Annotated in this window: 15 protein-coding genes and 2 tRNA genes; 10 read left to right on the top strand and 7 right to left on the bottom strand. The window is 69.3% G+C overall.

The genetic code is table 11. The annotated features are described in order from the left end of the window. Nucleotides 1-57 precede the first annotated feature (57 nt). The 4 genes from FSB78_RS06735 to FSB78_RS06720 all read left to right on the top strand — a co-directional run bounded on the left by FSB78_RS06735 (nucleotide 58) and on the right by FSB78_RS06720 (nucleotide 2,264). The gene (locus tag FSB78_RS06735) at nucleotides 58-576 is read left to right on the top strand and encodes a TspO/MBR family protein (protein ID WP_147084063.1); all 519 of its coding nucleotides are present in this window, start codon (nucleotides 58-60) and stop codon (nucleotides 574-576) included. A 23-nt stretch (nucleotides 577-599) separates the two neighbouring features. Continuing rightward, nucleotides 600-854: an accessory factor UbiK family protein gene (locus FSB78_RS06730; protein ID WP_147081162.1), complete on the top strand. Its 255-nt coding sequence runs from the start codon at nucleotides 600-602 to the stop codon at nucleotides 852-854. Nucleotides 855-951: 97 nt separating this feature from the next. After that, complete coding sequence (locus FSB78_RS06725) at nucleotides 952-1,458, top strand: type III secretion system chaperone family protein (RefSeq protein WP_422396725.1); 507 nt, start codon at nucleotides 952-954, stop codon at nucleotides 1,456-1,458. Further along, nucleotides 1,455-2,264, top strand: a complete 810-nt coding sequence (locus FSB78_RS06720) for a pyrroline-5-carboxylate reductase family protein (RefSeq protein WP_147081159.1) — start codon at nucleotides 1,455-1,457, stop codon at nucleotides 2,262-2,264. Before FSB78_RS06725 ends, FSB78_RS06720 begins: the two co-directional genes overlap by 4 nt. Nucleotides 2,265-2,280: 16 nt before the next feature. Here the strand turns inward: FSB78_RS06720 and FSB78_RS06715 are convergent, their stop codons facing one another. Further along, nucleotides 2,281-2,706, bottom strand: a complete 426-nt coding sequence (locus FSB78_RS06715; protein WP_422396678.1) for a MarR family transcriptional regulator — start codon at nucleotides 2,704-2,706, stop codon at nucleotides 2,281-2,283. A 121-nt stretch (nucleotides 2,707-2,827) separates the two neighbouring features. Between FSB78_RS06715 and FSB78_RS06710 the strand changes: the two genes are divergently transcribed. Both FSB78_RS06710 and FSB78_RS06705 read left to right on the top strand, forming a co-directional pair. Then, nucleotides 2,828-3,946, top strand: coding sequence for a branched-chain amino acid aminotransferase (locus FSB78_RS06710; protein WP_147081157.1), 1,119 nt, complete (start codon nucleotides 2,828-2,830; stop codon nucleotides 3,944-3,946). 69 nt (nucleotides 3,947-4,015) lie between these two features. After that, nucleotides 4,016-4,090 (top strand) — tRNA-Gln (locus FSB78_RS06705). A gap of 58 nt (nucleotides 4,091-4,148) precedes the next feature. Here the strand turns inward: FSB78_RS06705 and FSB78_RS06700 are convergent. After that, on the bottom strand, nucleotides 4,149-6,089 hold the full coding sequence (locus FSB78_RS06700) for a HAMP domain-containing methyl-accepting chemotaxis protein (RefSeq protein WP_147081155.1): 1,941 nt from the start codon (nucleotides 6,087-6,089) through the stop codon (nucleotides 4,149-4,151). A gap of 177 nt (nucleotides 6,090-6,266) precedes the next feature. Here FSB78_RS06700 and FSB78_RS19455 point away from each other — a divergent pair, with 177 nt between their 5' ends. Both FSB78_RS19455 and FSB78_RS06695 read left to right on the top strand, forming a co-directional pair. Further along, nucleotides 6,267-6,629, top strand: coding sequence for a hypothetical protein (locus FSB78_RS19455; RefSeq protein WP_242008084.1), 363 nt, complete (start codon nucleotides 6,267-6,269; stop codon nucleotides 6,627-6,629). Beyond that, entirely contained in the window at nucleotides 6,565-7,422 is an 858-nt protein-coding gene (locus FSB78_RS06695) for a carbohydrate porin (RefSeq protein ID WP_242008082.1), read from the top strand. The genes FSB78_RS19455 and FSB78_RS06695 overlap by 65 nt, the downstream gene beginning before the upstream one ends. Before the next feature lie 23 nt (nucleotides 7,423-7,445). Here FSB78_RS06695 and FSB78_RS06690 read toward each other — a convergent pair. From FSB78_RS06690 to moaA, 3 genes are all read right to left on the bottom strand, one after another. Further along, nucleotides 7,446-7,520, bottom strand: a tRNA-Asn gene (locus FSB78_RS06690). A gap of 64 nt (nucleotides 7,521-7,584) precedes the next feature. Next, complete coding sequence (locus tag FSB78_RS06685; RefSeq protein ID WP_147081152.1) at nucleotides 7,585-8,361, bottom strand: NAD kinase; 777 nt, start codon at nucleotides 8,359-8,361, stop codon at nucleotides 7,585-7,587. Continuing rightward, nucleotides 8,358-9,362, bottom strand: a complete 1,005-nt coding sequence (gene moaA, locus FSB78_RS06680) for a GTP 3',8-cyclase MoaA (RefSeq protein ID WP_147081150.1) — start codon at nucleotides 9,360-9,362, stop codon at nucleotides 8,358-8,360. The genes FSB78_RS06685 and moaA overlap by 4 nt, the downstream gene beginning before the upstream one ends. 25 nt (nucleotides 9,363-9,387) lie before the next feature. Here moaA and FSB78_RS06675 point away from each other — a divergent pair, with 25 nt between their 5' ends. Beyond that, nucleotides 9,388-11,136, top strand: coding sequence for a putative bifunctional diguanylate cyclase/phosphodiesterase (locus FSB78_RS06675; protein WP_338419958.1), 1,749 nt, complete (start codon nucleotides 9,388-9,390; stop codon nucleotides 11,134-11,136). 224 nt (nucleotides 11,137-11,360) lie between these two features. Here FSB78_RS06675 and mfd read toward each other — a convergent pair whose 3' ends face one another. Together mfd and FSB78_RS06665 are read right to left on the bottom strand one after the other, a co-directional pair. Continuing rightward, entirely contained in the window at nucleotides 11,361-14,831 is a 3,471-nt protein-coding gene (gene mfd, locus FSB78_RS06670; RefSeq protein WP_147081148.1) for a transcription-repair coupling factor, read from the bottom strand. Nucleotides 14,832-14,956: 125 nt separating this feature from the next. Next, nucleotides 14,957-15,223 (bottom strand): FAD assembly factor SdhE, encoded by a 267-nt coding sequence (locus FSB78_RS06665; RefSeq protein WP_147081146.1) that lies wholly within the window; start codon nucleotides 15,221-15,223, stop codon nucleotides 14,957-14,959. Nucleotides 15,224-15,295: 72 nt separating this feature from the next. Between FSB78_RS06665 and recG the strand changes: the two genes are divergently transcribed. Further along, nucleotides 15,296-17,347, top strand: a complete 2,052-nt coding sequence (gene recG, locus FSB78_RS06660; protein WP_147081144.1) for an ATP-dependent DNA helicase RecG — start codon at nucleotides 15,296-15,298, stop codon at nucleotides 17,345-17,347. Nucleotides 17,348-17,459: the final 112 nt, after the last annotated feature.

Genomic DNA, 17,459 nt, shown 5'->3' with positions numbered 1-17,459 from the left:
CGGACGAACGACGGAAGGAAACGCGTGGGCGGCATCGCTTCGAAGAACCAGTTGCGGATGTCGTTCCTCCGCTGTGCGGTCGTGACCGTGCCCCTGATCCTGTTGCTCGGCTTCGCGGCGGGTCGATCGGTGACCGTCGGCAACGACAACCCCTGGTATGTTGCGCTGGTGAAGCCGGCGCTGACGCCCCCGGGCTGGGTATTCCCGGTCGCCTGGACCACGCTGTACGTCATGCTCGGACTGGCGCTGGCGATGATCCTCAACGCACGCGGCGCGCGCGGACGCGGTCTCGCGGTCTGCCTGTTCGTGGCGCAGTTCGCCTTCAACCTTGCCTGGACGCCGTTGTTCTTCGGCGCGCACCGGGTCGGCGCCGCGGTTCTGGTGATCGTCGTGATGCTGGTGCTGTCGATCGCCACCACGATCCTGTTCGGCCGCATCCGCACGCTGGCGGCGTGGCTGATGGTCCCGTATATGGTCTGGATCAGCTTTGCGGGGCTGCTCACCTTCGGGATCGGGCGGCTCAACCCGAATGCCGAAACCCTTGTGCCGGCCGCGCGCACGTCCCAAATGCTGTGACAGACTAGAGTAAGGTAAAGCCCATGCAGTCCGAGAACCGCATTTTCGACGATTTGGTGAAGTTCGTGAACGGCGCTGCCGGGACCATCGCGGGCGTCAGCCGCGAGGCCGAGAGCGGCGCGCGGACGCGTGCGCGCGAATGGATCGGCGGGCTGGACTTCGTCAGCCGCGACGAGTTCGAGGCGGTCAAGGCGATGGCCGCGGCGGCGCGTGACGAGGCCGAAGTGCTCAAGGCCCGACTCGATGCCATCGAAGCCCGCACGAGGACCGACGCCTGACTTTTCCACAGGTTTTAGAGACGGTCAGCCGCAAGGGGTTGTCGGCGCGGGTTCGTGGCGGCACCTTCGGGTGCGTGAAGAGGACCGCCCGGACGTGATGATGCTCGACCAAGCCGACCATGACCCCGACGACGCCGCGCCGATCGACATGCTCGAGACCTACTATGCCGCGCATGGCTGGGAGCACGAACGGCACGACGACGAGATCGTCGCGACCGTCAAGGGCAGCTGGACGACGTACGAGCTCCGCGCGCTGTGGCGCGAGGACGACAGCGTGCTGCAGTTCCTGGCCTTTCCCGACATCAAGGTGACCGACGAACGCCGCGCGTCGGTGTACGAGACGATCGGGCTGGTCAACGAACAGCTCTGGATCGGGCATTTCGAGCTCTGGTCGGCGAGCGGCATCCTGTTGTTCCGTCATGCCGCGATGGTCGATGGCGGCGACGACGGGACGATGTCGCTGACGACCGCCGAACTGCTGGTCGAATCGGCGATCGAGGAGTGCGAGCGCTTCTACCCGGTCTTCCAGTTCGTTCTCTGGGGCGGCAAGAGCCCCAAGGATGCGCTCGCCGCCGCGCTGATCGAGACGCAGGGCGAGGCATGATCCTGGCCGATACCGGTCCGATCTGGCTGATCGGGTGCGGCAATATGGGCGGCGCGATGCTGCGTCGCTGGATCGCGGCCGGCCTGGACCCGGCGCGGGTGACGGTGATCACGCGCAGCGGCACCGGCGCACCGGAGGGCGTGCGATCGCTGACCGCGATACCCGACGAGCCGGTGCCCGATACCGTGATGCTCGCGCTGAAGCCGCAGCAGATCGACGCCGCGCAGGCGTTGCTCGCGCCGCTCGGCGGGCGGATCCGGCTGCTGGTGTCGATTCTCGCCGGTGTGGACCATGCGACGCTGGCCGAGCGCTTCGCCGCCGAGACGATCGTGCGCGCCATGCCCAACCTGCCGGTCGCGATCGGCAAGGGCGTGACGACTTTGTACACCGCGGGTGGCGATGCCGCCGCGGTCATGGAGGTCGAGGCGCTCGCCTCGCTGCTCGGGCATTACGAGTGGATCGCGGACGAGCGCCATTTCGACGCGGTGACTGCGCTTGCGGGGTGCGGCCCCGGGTTCGTGTTCCGCTTCGCCGATGCGCTGGCGACGGCGGGCGCGGCGCTGGGACTGCCCGCGGACCAGGCGGCGCGCCTCGCGATCGCGACGCTGGAGGGCTCGGCAATCATGGCGGCGGCGGCCGAGGAGTCGCCTGCGGTGTTGGCCGACCGTGTCGCGAGCCCCGGCGGGTCGACGCGGGCGGGGCTGAACGTCCTGGATCGTGACGATGCGCTGGTCGGGCTGCTGACCGATACGCTGGCGGCATCGGCGGCGCGCAACGCCGAGATGGCGGCGGCGGCGCGCCGGTAAATTCGACCGGGGCCGATCAGCCCCGCAGGTTCATCACTTGACGACGCTCGCTTTCGGGGACAAGGCCTTCGAGCACTGCCCAGAAGCCGGAGACCGCAGCCTGCCCGGCGCTCGCATAGGCGGCCGACATCCGCTCGCGCACCGCCTCGAACAGTTCGCTTTCCATCGTCGCGCCTTCGGGCGTCAGGCGCAGCAGGCGTTGGCGGCGATCGCGTTCGCCGGCGCGGATTTCGACCAGCTTGCGATCAACCAGTTCGTTGAGCACGCGGCCCAGCGACTGTTTGGTAATCGCGAGCAGCGACAGCAGTTCGCTGACCGTCATGTCGGGCTTGCGCGCGATGAAATAGAGCGCGCGGTGATGCGCCCGGCCGAGCCCCTCGTCCGCCAGTCCCTGGTCGACCGATCGGGTCAGGTGACTGTGCCCGAAGTACAGGAGTTCCATGCCTCGGCGGAGTTCGGCTTCACGAAGGAACAGGGGGGAGGCGGATGATGCTTGGGCAGCCATGTTGACCGGTTTAGCCATCGCCCGTAGGCGTCTGCAACCCGCCACGAGAGAGAAAATGATGTCCGCGATCACATCTGCCGTGTCAGCCGCCGTCTCCGCTGTGTTCCGTCACGAACCGAACGCGACGCCGGTCGACGCCAACGAGCGCGCCAAGCGACTGATCGATCCCGGTTTCGGGCGCGTCTTCACCGATCACATGGCGCTGATTCGCTATAGCGAGACCAAGGGCTGGCACGACGCGCAGATCACCGCGCGCGCGCCGCTCTCGATCGATCCGGCGTCCTCCGTGCTGCATTACGCGCAGGAGATCTTCGAGGGGATGAAGGCGTATCGGCTGGCGGACGGCGGCACCGCGCTGTTCCGGCCCGAGGCGAACGCCCGCCGCTTCAACCGCTCGGCGCAGCGGATGGCGATGCCCGAGATTCCCGAGGCGCTGTTCCTCGAATCGATCGAGCGGCTGGTCCGCACCGATGCCGACTGGATCCCCGAGAGCGACGGCGGCGCGCTGTACCTGCGCCCGTTCATGTTCGCGTCCGAGGTGTTCCTGGGCGTGAAGCCGTCGGCGGAATATCTCTACATGGTGCTCGCCTCATCGGTCGGCACCTATTGGAAGAACGGCGCGTCGACCGTGTCGCTCTGGGTCTCGCAGGACTACACGCGCGCCGCGCCCGGCGGCACCGGCGAAGCGAAGTGCGGCGGCAACTATGCGACCAGCCTGGTCGCGCAGGCCGAGGCGATCCGTCGCGGCTACGATCAGGTCGTCTTCCTCGACGCGCGCGAGCGCAAATATGTCGAGGAACTGGGCGGCATGAACGTGTTCTTCGTGTTCGACGACGGCAGCATCGTGACGCCGCCGCTGACCGGCACGATCCTGCCCGGCATCACCCGCGATTCGATCCTGACGCTCGCCCGCGCGCAGGGCGTCGACGCACGCGAGGAGCTCTATTCGATCGACCAGTGGCGCGCCGACGCGACGAGCGGCCGGCTGGTCGAGGCGTTCGCCTGCGGCACCGCGGCGGTGGTGACGCCGATCGGCAAGGTCGCCTCGCCCGAGGGCGAGTTCACGATCGGCAGCGGCGGCCCCGGCCAGCTGACGATGCGCATGCACGCCGCGCTGGTCGCGATCCAGCGCGGGACCGCACCCGACCCGCATGGCTGGCTGCGCCGGCTCGACTGAGTCATTCCGGCGGCGCGGCCGATCGGGGCTTTTCACACCGGCAAGCCCCGCTATAAGGCCGCCTCCCGGTGGGGCGTCGCCAAGTGGTAAGGCAGCGGCTTTTGATGCCGCCATTCGCAGGTTCGAACCCTGCCGCCCCAGCCAGGTTCCTGCGTATCTGTAGCGTTCCAGGTGTTCCCGGATTGCGCGAGCACGTCCGCGTCTAGAACGCGCTCCATTCGTCGGCATCGTCCAGCTGCATGGTCCGCTCAACGGCCTTTGGTGCGGGCTTTGCCACAGGCGTGGGGTCGGGCTTGGGGGCGGGCGGCGCCGCGGGGGCGTGCCGGGCCGCCGCGGGCGGGGCTTTCGCCTTTCCGGGCAGGGCGCGCGAGGGGGCCGCGACAGGCGCCCGGGCAGCGATCGCGGCATCGTGCGTCTTGAACATCGCGGCATGGTCCGCCAGCGCGGTGACCTCGCTCGTCAGGTTGCGGGCCGCCGCCGAGGTCTCCTCGACCATCGCGGCGTTCTGCTGGGTCGATCGATCCATCTCGCTGATCGCGGTGGTGATCTGGGTGATCGCAGTGGACTGTGCGGCGGCATCCTCGGCCATCGTGCCGAGCAGCTTGTGGACCTCGCCGACGTCGTTCGAGATGTTCGCCAGCGCGCCGTCGACCTTCTGCACCGCCTGCACCGCAGTGACGATGTCGGTCTGCGTCAGCGTCAGCTGGTCGCGCGCGCGCTTCGCCTCCTCCTCGGCGCGCATCGCCAGCGCCGAGACGAGATCGGCGACCACCGCGAACCCGCGACCCGCATCCCCCGCACGTCCCGCCTCGACCGCGGCGTTCATCGCCAGCACGCGCGTCTGGAACGCGATCTTGTCGAGCCCTTCGATCACGCTGTCGATGCCCTTGGCGCTGTCGCTGACGCGGCCCATCGCGGCGACGGCTTCCTCGGCGGTCGCGCGCCCGCCGCCGACCGTGGCAATCGCCTGGTCGGCACGGACCACAGTCTCGCCTGACGACCGCGCGGTTGCCTGCAGTCGCGTGTCGATCTGCGCCAGCGCGGCGCTGGTTTCCTCCAGGCTGGCGGCGTTGCCCTCGGTCCGGCGCGCGAGGTCCTCCGAGGCCTGCGCGATCTCCTGCGAGCCGGTCCGGATCCCCGCCGCGCTTCCCGTGACGCCGCCGACCAGGCTCCGCAGATTGGCGAGCGCCGCGTTGAAGTTGGTCTTCACGCCCGCATAATCCTCCGGGAACGCGACCGCGATGTCCTTGGCGAGATCGCCCGCGGCCAGCGTCACCAGCGCGTCCTCCATCGTGTCGACCACCAGCTTCTGCGCGGCCTCCTGCGCTGCCTTGTCGCGCTGTGCCGTCGCCTGGGTGCGGGCGGCGTCGCGGAACACGAGCACCGCGCGCGCCATCGCCCCCAGTTCGTCGCGGCGATAGGTCCCCTCGATCTCGATCCCGGTGTCACCGGCCGCCAGCGCGTCCATCGATGCCGTCATCCGGCGGACCGGGTTCGCGATCTGCACCCGCACCATGGCGAGGACGATCCCGCCGAGCACGACCAGCCCGCCGATCGCCACGCCGATCAGCGTCCGCCACGTCATCCGCCCCGCAGCCTGCATCTCGGCATGCCCGGCGGCGAGGTTGCGGCGCTGGTTCTCGACGAGGCCGGACAGCGCGCCGTGCATCCTGTCATAGGCGGGGGTCGAGAAGCGATCCATCTGGTGTTCCGCCTCGCGCCGGTCGTTGGTCGCCAGGATCCGTTCGAGCGGCACGATGCCGTCCCGGTAGCGCGCGAAGCTCGCCTCGATCACCTCGAAGCGGGCGACGTCCGACCCGCGGACCAGCGGCCGCAACCGGTCGATCTTGGCCTTCAGCGACCCGACCCCCTTCGCGATCCTGGCACGCCACAGGGGCGCCTCGCCGGGATCGGTGGCGAGGATCCATTGCAGCGTCTCCTGCTGCAGCGTGCTCGCATTCTGGTCGGCCAGCGCCGCGAGCCGCAGGCTCTCCGCCTGGTTGGTGATCAGCCCGCTGCTCGTCGCGTTCAGGATCGTGATCTGGTGGGCCCCGAACCCGGCGATGAACAGGCACAGCGCGGCCATCAAGCCGATCGCCGACACTATCTTCGCCTGGATCGAGATGTTGCTGAAGACCGTCATGCACTGCCTCGCGTCGGATGAGCGCCGGCGCCACCGGGATCGGCGGCACGTCGGGCGTCACGTCCCCCCATTGTAGGCGGGCCGCGGTCCCGGCGGGCGACGGCGCGCCAAATCCTGTGCATCGCCAAGGCGCGCCCGAACCGCGCCCTATAATGCAGGAGGACCGCCGCGCAGGAGGTGCATCGTGCCCGATATCGCTCGCTCGCCTCGATGCTCGCAGGTGCCAGTCTCGCGCATGTCGCGGTCGCTGCCGCGCAGGCGCCGCGCGCCGATCCGCCGGTGGTGGTCGAGGCACGGGCGGTCGCCGACATGATCGGTGTCGCGGGCGGCGACGCGCACGGCGTCCGGCTTCTGCGCGACCTAGAGGTCGCAGCTGATGCCGATCTGGGGGCACTGGTCGGCTGGACCGGCGCGCGGGCCCGGGTGCATCTGCTGAGCGGGGGAGGGAGGGCGGCCGAACGACCTGGCCGGCACCGTGCAGGGCATCGACAATATCGAGCTGAGTCAGGCCGCGACCAAGCTCTACGAAGCCTGGATTGAGCAGCGCATGGCAACCGGCCATGTCGCGCTCCTGGCGGGCCTCGCCGATCTCAACGCCGAATACTACCAGAACGAGTCCGCCGGGCTGCTGATCGCGCCTGCGTTCGGGATCGGATCCGAGCTTGCCGCATCGAGACCCAACGGCGCGTCGATCTTCCCGGAAACCGCGCTGATGGCGCGGCTCCCGATCACCGCAGGGAAATCCGCTTATCTCCAGGCGGCGGCGGTCAACGCGCGGACCGGGGTCATCGGCGCGCATCACACGCTGGACCTGTCGATGCACAAGGGCGCACTGCTCATCGTCGAGGCGGGGCATGGCGGCCGCATCAAGGTCGCCGCCGGCTATTGGCGCTACACGCGGCGCCAGGCGGGCGCAGTCGCACAAGGCGGCTACGGGCTTCTCGACTATCCGTTACGCGACGGCGACGACCAGGGCGCGAGCGTCAGCCTGTTCGCGCGGGTCGGGGTGTCGGACGGCGTGACGACGTCCTATCGCGGCGGCTGGCAGGTGGGCATCCTCCTCGGCGGCCTCGTTCCGCGCCGACCCGAGGAACAGCTGTCGTTCGGAATCAACCAGGGCGTGCTGTCGACCCGATACTGCACGCAGGCCCGGCATGGCCACGCCAGGGTGTCGGGGACCGAGACGGGGTTCGAACTGACCTATTCCGACGCGGTCCTGCCGCATCTCCGCATCCAGCCCGACCTGCAATACATCGTCGGCGCATCGGGCAGCCGAAACGCCGACGTCGTGGTCCTGGGGCTTCGCCTGACGGCGTCGTTCCCAGCGATCTGATCGCGATGGTGGAGGCCGGCAACTGGCTCCCTGAGTAGGATTCGAACCTACGACCACTCGATTAACAGTCGAGAGCTCTACCGCTGAGCTATCAGGGACCGTTGCCGGAGGCGGCTCTATAACTGGCCGACCGGAGGATGCAAGCGGCTTTCTGTCAGAATGTTACGCTGCGAACTGTTCCATCGTGATTCGGTCGTCGAGCGCATGCTCGGGATCGAACAGCAGGGTCAGCTCGCGCGCGCGGTCCATGCAGATATCGACCTGCGCGACGTCGCGGATCTCGCGCTGGTCGGCGACCGCGGAAACCGGGCGCTTGCCCGCGTCGAGCACGCGGATGCCGATCCGCGCCTTGTCGGGCAGGATCGCGCCGCGCCAGCGCCGCGGGCGGAACGGGCTGATCGGGGTGAGGGCGATCATCCCCGAGCCGAGCGGCAGGATCGGCCCCTGCGCGGACAGGTTGTACGCGGTCGATCCCGCCGGGGTGGCGGCGAGGATGCCGTCGCAGGCGAGTTCGGGCAGCACGACGCGGTCGTTGACCGCGACCTCGAGCTTCGCGGTCTGGCGCGTCTCGCGTAGTAGCGACACCTCGTTGATCGCGGGCAGCGTGTGGACGCGACCGTCGACGCCGGTCGCGGTCATCTTGAGCGGGGTCACCTTGAACGACTTCGCCCGCTCCAGCCGGTCGTCGAGCCCGTGGTGGCGCCATTCGTTCATCAGGAAGCCGACCGTGCCGAGATTCATCCCGAACACCGGGACGACGGGCTTCCGGCGCTCGAGCATCGCGTGCAGCGTCTGCAGCATGAAGCCGTCGCCGCCGAGCGCGATGATCACTTCGGCATCCTCGACGTCGACCCAGTCGCCCATGTCGGCGAGCTGGACCTCCGCCTCGCGCGCCTGCGCGGTCGACGAGGCCACCAGCGCGCGCCGCGTATAGATCATCCGCCGGTGACGCTCATGTGCCGGGAAACCGCGGGCGTGCCGATCTGGAAGTCGTGGCGCTTGGGCTTGGCATAGAGCCCGGCATCGATCGCTGCGTCGAGCCCGTCGATCCCGCCGTCGCGCAGCGCCTGCTTCAGGTCGACCTGGTCGTCATGGCCGAGGCACATGTACAATTTGCCTTCGGTGGTCAGGCGGACCCGGTTGCACCCGTCGCAGAAATTGGCGGTCAGCGGCGAGATCAGCCCGAGCCGCGTCGGGCCGCCATCGACCCGCCAGTAGCGGGCCGGGCCGCCCGTGGTCCGCGCATCGCGGGTCAGCGTGAACTGCCGGCCCAGATCGTCGAACACCTTGGTCAGCGGCAGGAAGCGGTCGGTGCGATCCTCGTCGACCGCGCCCAGCGGCATCGTCTCGATCAGCGACAGGTCGAAGCCTTCGTCGCGGCACCAGGCGAGCATCGGCGCGATCTCGTCCTCGTTGAGGCCCTTGAGCGCGACCATATTGATCTTGATGGCGAGGCCGGCGTCACGCCCCGCCTTGATCCCGCCGATCACCTGCGCGACGTCGCCGTGGCGCGTGATGTAGCGGAAGCGGTCGGGGTCGAGGCTGTCCATGCTGACATTGACGCGGCGGATGCCCGCATCGACCATCTGCTGCGCATGCTCGGCGAGCCGCGTGCCGTTGGTCGTCATCGTCAGCTCTTCCAGACCCGAGCCGACGTGCCGCCCCAGCCGCTGCACGAGCTCGCCGACGTCGCGCCGCACCAGCGGTTCGCCGCCCGACAACCGGATCTTGGTCACGCCGCGCGCAATGAACCGTTCGGAGACGACCGCGATCTCCTCCAGGCTCATCAGCTTGGATTTCGGCAGGAAGGTCATCTTTTCGGACATGCAGTAGCGGCAGCGCAGGTCGCACCGGTCGGTGACCGAGATGCGCAGATAGCGTATGGTGCGGCCGTGCGTGTCCACCATCGGCTTGTCGAGCGTGGTGGGTGCAGCGTTCATGCCGTCGGAGCTAAGGTGCGCGGGCGTGCCGGACAAGTGCGTTCCTGCATTGGCGGTGGCCGATGCGGCGGCTAGGCTCGCACCGATGGGAGAGGGTGCGATCGAATATGTGGACATGCCAGGGGCAACGTCGCTGTTCGCGCTATCGTTCCGCGAAAGCGACACGATTGCCGATATAGCCGCGGGCGCCGGGTGGCAGGCAGAGGTGCGCGCGCGGGCCGACGACGTCGCCGCGGCGTATCTGGCAAGCGGTGCGGCGGTGGCGGTGATCGACGCGCGCGGGGCGCTCGACCAGGGGCTGGCAGCGACGCAGGCGCTGGGTGCCGCGATCGCTGCGAACGGCGATGCGCTCGTCGTGCTGGTGTCGCGCGACGACGCCGACGCGATCGGCGCGTTCTTCGAGGCGGGGGCGACGCAGTTCCTGCTGGACCCGTTCGGCGACGCCGAGCTGGTCCAGGCGCTGCGCTATGCCGGGCGTCATGCCGCGCGTGCGGCCGGCGTGCCCATCGAACGGCGCGTGGTACCCGGTGGCTGGCGGCACGACCGCGACGCGGGCGACGCGCGACGCTGGATCGCCGCGCGGCTGGACGATGCGCGACCCGTCGTTGCGGTGCTCATCGCGCTGTCGCGGCTCGATATCGTCAATGCCGCGCATGGCCGCCCCGCGGTCGATGCATTGATCGAGGCGGCGATCCGCCGTGCCGACGCGGTCGCGTGCGAGCATCTGGGCGCCGCCGCGATGGTCGCGCGGCTCGGCGGTGCGGAGTTCGTGCTGGTCGCCGAGGCGGAGGGGGCGGCGGTGACACGGACGATCACCGCGCTGGACGCGGCACTCGCGCGGCCGTTCGCGGTTGCCGACGCGCTGGCCGTGCTCGGCTGCCGATTCGGCGTCGCGGAGGCACAACCGGGCGAGGACGCGCCCACGCTGCTGCGCCGCGCCAGCGAGGCGCTGGTCGCCGCCAAAGCGAGCGATGGTGCGATGCTGCACATCGCGCTGCCCGACGGGGTCGTGCCGCTCGACGCGCTGGCGATCGAGCTGCATCACGCGATCGAACGCGACGAGATCGACGTCCGCTTCCAGCCGCAGGTCGAGATCGCCAGCGGCCGCGTCACCGGGGTCGAGGCGCTGGCCCGGTGGAACCACCGCACGCTCGGCGCGCTCGGCGCCGACGCGCTGTTCGCCGCGGCCGATCGCGCGGACCTGGGTGTCGCACTGTCCGACCATATCCAGCAGCTGGTACTGGCGCGCGCGATGGCGTGGCCGGCGGCGCTCGGCACGCTCCGGGTCTCGCTCAACCTGTCGGCGGCGGACATCGCGCGCCCCGGGTTCGCCGTCCTGTTCCTCGCGCGGATCGAAGCGAGCGGGTTTCCGCGGGGCCGCCTGACGATCGAGATCACCGAGACCGGGCTGATCCAGGACCTGGCCAAGGCGTCCGCGCTGCTCGCCGAACTCCGCGGCGCCGGCTGCCGCATCGCGATCGACGATTTCGGCACGGGCTATTCGAGCCTCGCCTATCTCAAGGCGCTTCCACTCGACTACGTCAAGATCGACAAGTCGCTGGTTCGCGACATCGACGGCTCCGCGCGCGACCGGGTCGTGGTCGCGGGCGCGATCACCATGGCGCGCTCGCTGGGGCTGGCGGTGATCGCCGAAGGGGTGGAAACGCCCGCGCAACTCGCGCTGCTCGCCGCTGGCGGATGCGAATTGTACCAGGGGTTCCTGCTGTCCGAACCGGTCGACGAGGATGCGCTGGTGGAGCTCATGGGGCGGTAACGTCCCCGTCATGCCGGACGTGTTCCGGCATCCACGGCGCCGCAAACCCCCAGCCATCGAGTGTGCGGCACGGTGGACCCCGGACCAAGTCCAGGGTGACGAAGGGGCCTTATCGCGCACCCTCCGTCATGCCGGGCTCGTCCCGGCATCCAGGGCCATGAGCGGTGTCGCCCGGAACCCTGGTTTCGGGGACGAGCCCGGGATGACGGGGGCGGGGGGGCGCCTTACCCCGCTGCCTTTGCCAGCCCTTTCGACAGCTGCAGTGCCCCGTGCAGCCGCGCCTTGGGATCGCCCCACGCCCGCTGCAGCACCAGCTTGCTGTCGGGCCTGAGCCGCGCGACCCCGTTCAGCCGCTCGACATAGGCCAGCAGCTTCTCGATGTTCGGCGGCGTGTCGTTGTGGAACGACACCAGCACCCCCTTCGGCCCCACGTCGATCTTCGACACGCAGGCCCGCTTCGCGTTCAGCTTGATCTCGATGACGCGGATCAGATTGTCGGTGGCATCGGGCAGGGGCCCGAACCGGTCGATCATCTCGGCCGCGAACGCTTCGATCTCGCGGCCTTCCTCCAGTTCGTTGAGGCGGCGGTACAGCCCCATGCGCAGGTCGAGGTCCGGCACATACTCTTCCGGGATCAGGATCGGCGCATCGACCGTGATCTGCGGCGAGAAGTCCTTCGGGCGTGCGGACGCGAGGCCCCCCGACTTGGCGTCCATGATCGCCTCTTCGAGCATCGCCTGGTAGAGTTCGAACCCGACCTCCTTGATATGCCCGGTCTGCTCGTCGCCGAGCATGTTGCCGGCACCACGGATATCGAGATCGTGGCTCGCCAGCTGGAACCCGGCGCCGAGCGAATCGAGATCCGACAGCACCTTCAGCCGCTTCTCCGCGGTCACGCTCATCTGCCGCTCGGGCGGCGTCACCAGATAGGCGTACGCGCGCGTCTTCGAGCGGCCCACGCGCCCGCGCAGCTGGTAGAGCTGGGCGAGGCCGAAGCGGTCGGCACGGTGGACGATCATCGTGTTGGCACTCGCGATGTCGATCCCGCTCTCGATGATCGTGGTCGAGACGAGCACCTCGAACTTCTTGTCGTAGAAAGCGGACATCCGCTCCTCGACCTCGGTCGGCGACATCTGGCCGTGCGCGACGACGAAGCGGATCTCGGGGACCTGCTGCCGCAGGAAATCCTCGATGTCGGGCAGGTCGGCGACGCGCGGCGTTACGACGAAGCTCTGCCCGCCGCGATAATGTTCGCGGAGCAGCGCCTCGCGCAGCACCACCGGATCGAACGGCATGATGTACGTCCGCACGGCCAGGCGATCGACCGGCGGCGTCTGGATCACCGACAGCTCGCGGATCCCCGACATCGCCATCTGCAGCGTGCGCGGGATCGGCGTCGCGGTCAGCGTCAGCATGTGGACGTCCGCCCGCAGCCCCTTCAGCCGCTCCTTGTGCGTCACGCCGAACCGCTGTTCCTCGTCGACGATGACGAGCCCGAGCCGCTTGAAGTCGATGGTCTTGGCCAGCAGCGCGTGCGTGCCGATCACGACGTCGATCGTGCCGTTCGCCAGCCCCTCCCTGGTCGCCTTCGCCTCGCTCGCCGTCACCAGCCGCGAGAGGCGTCCCATGTTCATCGGGAAACCCTCGAACCGGCTGACGAAGTTGTTGTAATGCTGGCGCGCGAGCAGGGTGGTCGGGCAGACCACGGCGACCTGCTTGCCGCCCATCGCCGCGACGAACGCGGCGCGCAGCGCCACCTCGGTCTTGCCGAAGCCGACGTCGCCGACGATCAGCCGGTCCATCGGCTTGCCCGCCGACAGATCGCCCAGCACGTCCTCGATCGCGCGGTCCTGGTCCTCGGTCTCCTCGTACGGGAAGCGATCGACGAAACTGGGGTAGCCGCTGTGGTCGGGCTCCAGCACGTCGCCCGGATGCAGCGCGCGTTCCGCCGCGGTCGCGATGAGTTCGCCCGCGATCTCGCGGATCCGCTCCTTCATCTTCGACTTGCGACGCTGCCAGCCTTCGCCGCCGAGCTTGTCGAGCGTCGCGCCCTCCTCGGACGAGCCGTAGCGCGAGAGGACGTCGATATTCTCGACCGGCACGTACAATTTGTCGCCGCCGGCATAGCTCAGCGCGACGCAGTCGTGCGGGCTCTTGCCGACGGGGATCGAGGTCAGCCCCTCGTAGCGCCCGATGCCATGCTCGGTATGCACGACGAGGTCGCCCGGCGTCAGCGTCGCCAGTTCGGCGAGGAACGCGTCGGCGGACTTCTTGCGCTTCTTGCGGTGGACCAGCCGGTCGCCGAGCATGTCCTGCTCGGTGAGGATCGCGATCCCCGGCGCGGTATAGCCATGGTCGAGCGGCAGCACGACGAGCGCGACGCCCGCGCTCCTTGCGGTATCGGCGACCGCGAGCGCCTCCTGCCACGTCTCGGTATGCTTGCCGCCGTGGAGGCCGTGGTCCGCCAGCAGATTGCCGAGCCGCTCGCGCGCGCCGACCGAGTAGCTGGCGAGGATCGGCCGCTTGCCGAGCTTCCTGAGCTTCGAAAGGTGGTCGACCACTGACTCATAGACGTTGGTCTGCGCCGCGCGCTCGGGACCGAAGTCGCGCGGGCCGTCGACGCCGAAGCCGAGCACGGTCGCGCTCTCGGGCTCGTAGAACGGCGTCGTGACGTGCGCGACCGTCACCGCGAGCCCGGCAGCCCATTCCTTGTCGTCGAGGTACAGCGACTTCGCGACCAGCGGGCGGAAGCTGCCCGGCTGCCCCGCCTCGGCGCGCTGGCGGTTCTCGTAATAGTCCGCGACCGATTCGAACCGGCTCTCCGCCGCCGCGGCGACGCCAGTGTCGCGCACCACCACGTCGTCGGCGCCCAGATGGTCGAACAAGGTCGCCATCTTGTCCTCGAACAGCGGCAGCCAATGCTCCATGCCCGCCATCCGGCGCCCCTCGGACACCGCCTGGTACAGCGGATCGCCGGTCGCGGTCGCGCCGAACGTTTCGCGGTAGCGGCTGCGGAAGCGCTTGATCGACTCCTCGTCGAGCAACGCCTCGGACGCCGGCAGCAGCACGAAGCCGTCGATCCGCCCGGTGGTGCGCTGGTCCTGCGCGTCGAAGGTGCGGACCGATTCGATCTCGTCGCCGAAGAAATCGAGCCGCAGCGCCTGCTCCTCGCCCGACGGATACAGGTCGACGATCCCGCCGCGGACCGCATATTCGCCCTGGTCGTACACCGTGTCGGTGCGGACATAGCCGTTCGCTTGCAGCAGCATCGCCAGCTTGTCGCGGCCGATCCGCTCGCCGGGCGCAAGCCGCGCAACCAGCTGGCGGACGCGGAACGGCGTCAGCACGCGCTGCGTGACCGCGTTGGCGGTGGTCAGCAGCAGCTGCGGACCCTTCAGCTTGCCCTGCAGCCGGTGCAGCGCCGCGACCCGCTCCGCCATCACGCGCAACGTCGGCGACGCACGGTCGTACGGCAGGCAGTCCCACGCCGGGAACTGCACGATCTCCAGGTCGGGCGCAAAGAACGCCGCGGTCGACGCGATCGCACGCATCGCCGCCTCGTCGGGGGCGATGAACACGCACCGGCTCTTCGCCGCGCGCGCGAGATCGGCGAGCAGCGACGGCTGGAACCCGGTGGGGACACCCGAGAGCGTCAGCGGGGTCTCGGCGGAAAGGATCGTCGTCAGGTCGGGCATCTGAACTCCCCCCTCCCTGGAAGGGAGGGGTCGGGGGTGGGTTGGTATGGGGCGGTTGCTGCGTCCGCCAACTGGCCGACCCACCCCCAACCCCTCCCTTCCAGGGAGGGGCGTAACGACGACGGCTACTTCACCACCGTCACGTAATCGATATCGCGCATCGCCTGCATCATCGGCCCCTCCCATTCGGGCGGGCAGACGATCGATCCGATCGCCCAGCCCATGATGTCGACATCCTGTTGCTCGAGCAGCGCCTCGAACCAGTCGAGCTGCTCGGTCGTCCAGGTCGCGCCATAGGTTGCGAAGAACCCGCCGATCATCATGTCGGCCTCGCGCGTGCCGCGGTGCGAGCTGCGGAAGCTCAGGCGCTTGAGGCGGGTTTCGTGATCCATCGTATCTCCAACGCCGATAGGCCGGCAGCCACTGGAAGGTGACGCCGGCTGGGGTATAGGACGCAGATAGTCATGCGACCCGAAATCCTCAATCCGCTGTTCGCCGAAACCACCGTCCTCAAGGGCGTCGGCCCCGCGCTCGCCAAGCCGCTCGACCGGCTGGGGCTCGCGCGGGTGGTCGACGTCGCGTTCCATCTGCCCACCGGCTATGTCGATCGCCTGCCGCGGACCGAGCTGATGGCGAGCGACGCGGGGCGGATGATCACGATCACGCTGACCCCGCGCGACTATCGGTCGAGCGCGGGCAGGGGCCCCACCCGCGTCCAGGCGACCGACGTCCACGGCAATTATGTCAGCCTGGTCTTCTTCGGCGGCAATTCGGGCTGGGCGAAGAAGCTGCTGCCGATCGGCGAGGCCAAGCGCGTCTCGGGCCGGCTGGACCAGTACGGGCAGGACCTGCAGATCGTGCATCCCGAGCTCGCCGAGCCCGACGAGGCGCTGCCCGAGCGCGAGCCGATCTACCCGCTGTCCGAAGGGCTCAACTCGCGTAAGCTCGCCGGACTGGCGGCGCAGGCGGTCGGCCGCGCGCCCGACCTGCCCGAATGGATTGAGCCGGGTCTCAAAGCGAAGCGCGAATGGCCCAACTGGCACGAGTCGCTCGTCCGCATCCACGCCGACCCCGCCGACACGAAGGCGCGCGAACGGCTTGCCTATGACGAGGTGTTCGCGAACCAGCTCGCGATGACGCTCGTCCGCGCCGACACGCGCAAGCGCAAAGGCCGCGCGCTCCACGGCGCCGGCCGCCTCCGCGCGATGCTCGACCTGCCCTATACGCTGACCGGCGCGCAGTCGCGGACCGTGGCGGAGATCGAGGGCGACCTCGCCCAGACCGCGCCGATGCTCCGGCTGCTGCAGGGCGATGTCGGCTCGGGCAAGACGCTCGTCGCCGCGATGGCGATGCTGATCGCGGTCGAGGCGGGCGCGCAGGCGGCGATGCTCGCGCCTACCGAAATCCTCGCGCGCCAGCATTACGAGACGCTCCGGAAACTCCTCGGCAACCTGCCGATCAACGTCGGCGTGCTGACCGGTCGCGACAAGGGCCGCGTCCGCGAGGCAACGCTGATGGGGCTCGCGTCGGGCGAGATCGACATCCTCGTCGGCACGCACGCGATCTTCCAGGACGCGGTCGGCTACAAGGATCTCGCGCTCGTCGTGGTCGACGAACAGCACCGCTTCGGCGTCGCGCAGCGCATGACGCTGCAGGCCAAGGGCATCGCCCCGCCGCACCTGCTCGCGATGACCGCGACTCCGATCCCGCGCACGCTGACGCTCGCGCAGTACGGCGAGATGGACGTCAGCCGCCTCGACGAGATGCCGCCCGGCCGCCAGCCGATCGAGACCCGCGTGATCTCGGAGGACCGGCTCGACGACGTCGTCGGCGCGCTCGGCCGGCACCTGTCCGACGGCGGCCAGGCCTATTGGGTCTGCCCGCTGGTCGAGGAGAGCGAGAAGAGCGACCTCGCCGCCGCCGAGATGCGCGCGGAGGTGCTGCGCGCGCGCTTCGGCGACAAGGTCGCGCTCGTCCACGGCCGGATGAAACCCGCCGAAAAGGACGCGGTGATGGCGGAGTTCGCCGCCGCGCGCACCGCGGTGCTGGTCGCGACCACGGTGATCGAGGTCGGCGTCGACGTCCCCAATGCGACGCTGATCGTCATCGAGCATGCCGACCGCTTCGGCCTCGCCCAGCTCCACCAGCTGCGCGGCCGGGTAGGGCGGGGGACCGGTCGCTCGATCTGCCTGCTGATGCGCGGGAGCTCGCTCAGCGAGACGTCGCGCGCGCGGCTGGCGCTGATGCGCGAGACCAACGACGGCTTCCGCATCGCCGAGGAGGATCTGCGCCTGCGCGGCGCGGGCGAACTGCTCGGCACCAGGCAGTCGGGCGAGATGGCGTTCCGGCTCGCCACGCCCGACATGATGGCCGACCTGCTGCAATGCGCGCACGACGACGCCCGGCTGCTGATCGATCGCGACGGAGGACTCGAGGGACCACGCGGGCAGGCGGCTAGGACGGCGCTGTACCTGTTCGACCGCGATGCCGGGGTGGCGTTGCTAAGGTCGGGGTGACGCACTCCCGCATTCCGTTCGTGCTGAGCGAAGTCGAAGCACAGGACCCAAGCGAAAACTTTTCGACTACGCTCAGGGCGAATGGGTGAGGGGTGAACGCGGGTAGGTGGGG

This window comes from Sphingomonas ginsenosidivorax, from assembly GCF_007995065.1.
Taxonomy (GTDB): Bacteria; Pseudomonadota; Alphaproteobacteria; order Sphingomonadales; family Sphingomonadaceae; genus Sphingomonas; species Sphingomonas ginsenosidivorax.
Note: the sequence above shows the minus strand (reverse complement) of the source record. Positions and strands in the feature narration are given on the sequence as shown.